Origin of the sequence: Streptomyces katrae, assembly GCF_000966975.1 — a bacterium.
Lineage (GTDB): Bacteria > Actinomycetota > Actinomycetes > Streptomycetales > Streptomycetaceae > Streptomyces > Streptomyces katrae.
The window spans coordinates 1-3,300 of the sequence record NZ_JZWV01000008.1 but is presented as its reverse complement, the minus strand read 5'-3'; the positions used below and the strand labels follow the sequence as shown (position 1 = coordinate 3,300).

3 protein-coding genes are annotated in these 3,300 nt (G+C 71.5%); 1 reads left to right on the top strand and 2 read right to left on the bottom strand.

Annotation, left to right across the window (positions count from 1 at the left end; all coding sequences use genetic code 11):
• Positions 1 to 74 precede the first annotated feature (74 nt).
• Both VR44_RS00545 and VR44_RS00540 read right to left on the bottom strand, forming a co-directional pair.
• Complete coding sequence (locus tag VR44_RS00545; protein ID WP_245691567.1) at positions 75 to 962, bottom strand: polysaccharide deacetylase family protein; 888 nt, start codon at positions 960 to 962, stop codon at positions 75 to 77.
• Entirely contained in the window at positions 959 to 1,912 is a 954-nt protein-coding gene (locus VR44_RS00540) for a polysaccharide deacetylase family protein (protein ID WP_045945319.1), read from the bottom strand. The genes VR44_RS00545 and VR44_RS00540 overlap by 4 nt, the downstream gene beginning before the upstream one ends.
• Positions 1,913 to 2,002: 90 nt before the next feature.
• On the opposite strand from VR44_RS00540, the gene VR44_RS00535 reads away from it, so the two are divergent.
• Positions 2,003 to 3,175 carry a THUMP-like domain-containing protein gene (locus VR44_RS00535; RefSeq protein ID WP_045945318.1) on the top strand — a complete coding sequence of 391 codons (1,173 nt, stop codon included), beginning with the start codon at positions 2,003 to 2,005 and terminating at the stop codon, positions 3,173 to 3,175.
• The last annotated feature ends 125 nt before the right edge of the window (positions 3,176 to 3,300 follow it).

The window sequence follows — 3,300 nt, the reverse complement described above, 5'->3', positions numbered from 1 at the left end:
CCCCAACCCCTCCCTGAGACCGCCCGGGGAGGCACCGCCCTCCCCCGACCCCGCCACACCGTCCAGCCCCCGCCCTACAGGTAGTCCTCCAGCCGACCCACCTGGTACCCCTGTTCCTGTATGTGCTGGAGCATCTTCGTCACCATGTGGATCTCCGTCGCGCCCTTGAGCTCCGACGGGCCCCGGAAGTGGGCCAGGACGATGTCGCCGGGCTTGAGGGCCGAGCCCTCGGCGTACTGGAAGTCGTTTATCTGCATCGACGCCCGCCACAGCACGACCGTGTTGATGCCGCACTCCGAGGCGGCCTTCAGGGTGTCGTCGTTGTAGTTGCCGAACGGCGGGCGGAACAGAACAGGCCGCTTGCCGAAGCGCTTCTGCAGGCGCTCCTGCTGCCCGCATATCTCGTTCTTCTGCGCCGCGAACGACAGCGTGCGCATGTTGGGGTGCGTCAGGGTGTGGTTGTTCACCGTGCTGTTCGAGCCGTTGTCGCGGAGCTTCTCGAAGTAGCCGTAGTCCGACGAAGCCACGTTGTCGGTCAGGAACATGCTGATCGGCAGCTTCAGGTCGGCCGCCATCCTCAGGAACTCGGGGTCCTTCTCCGCGCCGTCGTCGAAGGTCAGGAAGACGACCTTGTCGTTCGGCGCCACGGGTATTCGGTCCACCACCACCGGCTTGCCCGGCCCCGCCGGCTTGGGGAGTTGGGGCTTCTGCGCGGGCTTGGGGGCGTACTGCAGCGGGGCGGTCAGCCCCCACTTGCGGTACGCCTCGTCCCCCGGGGTGCCCGCCTGGGCGGAGGCGGCCGCAGAGGCCTTGGCGGACGGGGAGGCCGACGGGCCCCCCGTCTGCGTGGCCTTGCGGCCCAGTCTCTCGATGGGATCCACGCTGTTCCCGCATCCCGACAGGGACAGCGCGAGCGCGCCGGCCGTCAGCGTCCCGGCTACCAGCCGGCGCGCGTACTTCACAGGTAATCCTCCAGGCGGGCCACGGCGTACCCCTTGTCCGTGACGGTCTTCATGACATGACGGATCATGTCAGGCATCGTGCCCTTCCAGTCCTCACGACCCCGGAAGTGCGTGAGGATGATGTCCCCGGGGTGCAGGTCCCTGTCCCATTCACGGTAGTCCATCCGGTTCGGGAAGGCCTCCGCATTCCACAGGGGAACCGCCTTGATGCCGCAGGACTTCGCCGCGCGCAGCGTGTCCTGGTTGTAGTTGCCGTACGGGGGCCGGAAGAGCTGGGGCCGCTTGCCGAACTGCTTCTGGATGGTGTCCTGCTGCCCGCAGATCTCCTCGCGCTGCTGCTCGTAGTTGAGGCCGGGCATGTAGCGGTGGTTGAGGGTGTGGTTGTTCAGGGTGACGCCGGCCGCCTGCATCTCCTTGAAGTACGGGTAGTTGTCCCGCACGAGGTAGTCGCTGAGGAACGCCGTGTACGGGATCTTCAGCTCCTGCATCATCCGGATGAACTCGGGGTCCTTCTCGGCCCCGTCGTCGACGGTCAGGAAGACGACCTTGTCCTCGGTCGGGACGGTGGTGAAGACCGGGGGCAGCTCGTCCTGCCCCTCGACCTCGAAGCCCTCGCGGGTGGTGATCTCGGGCTTCGTCTTCGGCCCGGCGGGGGCCATGAGCGGGGTCTTGGCCAGCCCCCACTTCTTCGCCATGGCGGCGCGGGCCGCCTGGGCCGCCTTGAGCTGCTCGGCGGAGTTGGCGAGGGCGCCGGCCGCGCCGGAGCCGGCCTCGGCGGCGGCCTGGCCCGGCTTGCCCTTGACCGGCGTACCCGGGTCCGCGGCGCCGCACCCCGTGCCCAGGGCGGCGACCAGCAGCGCGGCCGCGGCCACCCCGTACCGGCCGCGCGGGCGTGCCGCGGACCGGTGACCAAACTGCGTGGGATTTCCCTTTTGTCGTACTAGCTGCATAGCAGCGGATCCTTGCACCACACGGCCCGGCTCACCGGTCGACACCACGGCCGCGGTCCCCCCTTCCACCGACTGGCCGACAATGGAGCCGTGACTCCCGAAGACTTCGCCGCGCTCCTCACCCCCGAGGGGCGCGCCCTCCTCGACTCGCTCCGCGACTACGACCCCGCCCAGGAGCTGGCCGTCGCCACCCGGCTGCGCCGCGAGCACCCCGCCGCGCTGGTGTCGGCCGCGCTGGGGCAGGCCCGGCTGCGGCAGCGGGCGGTGGCGAAGTTCGGGGCCGAGGACGCGTTCCGGATGTTCTTCACCCCCGGCGGCGGGGAGATGGCGACCCGCGCGTCGGTGGCCTCGTACCGGGCCGAGCGGCTCGCCGGGCTGGGCGTACGCAGCGTCGCGGACCTGTGCTGCGGAATCGGCGGGGACGCGCTGGCCCTGGCGCGGCGCGGGATCCGGGTACTGGCGGTGGACCTCGACCCGCTGACGGTGGCCGTGGCGCGGGCCAACGCGGAGGCGCTGGGGCTGGCGGACCTGATCGAGGTCCGGGAGGCGGACGTGACGACGGTCGACGTCTCCTCGTACGACGCCGTCTTCATCGACCCGGCGCGGCGCGGAGGCCGCGGGCGGATCTTCGACCCCGAGGCGTACTCACCCCCGCTGTCCTGGGCGGTGGAGGCGGCGCGGACGGCGAAGTACGCGGCCATCAAGATCGCTCCCGGGATCCCGCACGAGGCGGTTCCGGCGGAGGCCGAGGCGGAGTGGATCTCGGACCACGGGGACGTGAAGGAGGCCGTGCTGTGGTTCGGCACCGCCCCTGGCACGGTACGGGCCACCCTGCTGCCGGGGCCGGTCGGCCTCGGCACCGCCGAACCGCTGCCGGATCCGGAGGCGGGGCCGGTGGGGCGCTGGCTGTACGAGCCGGACGGGGCGGTGATCCGGGCGCACCTGGTCGCGGAGGTGGCGGCGCAGCTGGGCGGGCGGCTGATCGATCCGACGATCGCGTACGTCACGGCCGACGAGCTGCGGGACACGCCGTACGCGACGGCCTACGAGATCACGGACGTACTGCCGTTCGGGCTGAAGAAGCTGAAGGCGCTGCTGCGGGAGCGGGAGGTGGGGGTGCTCACGGTGAAGAAGCGGGGGTCTGCGATCGAGCCGGAGGAGTTGCGGCGGAAGGTGAAGCCGGCGGGGCCGAATTCCGCGACGGTGTTCCTGACGCGGGTGGCGGGGGCGCCGGCGATGCTGATCGGCTCGCCGGTGGCCTAGGGCCTCCCGGGGCGCTGCCCCGGACCCCGCGCGTTCGGCCGGGTGCGGCGCCGTTGCGCAAGCGGCCCCGGGCTGCGCCCGGGCTGTCGGGGCTCCGCCCCGGACCCCGCGCCTCAAAATCCCCC

Coding starts and splice junctions, on each gene's coding strand:
- VR44_RS00540 (WP_045945319.1), bottom strand. CDS start 1,912: ATGCAGCTAGTACGACAAAAGGGAAATCCCACGCAGTTTGGTCACCGG.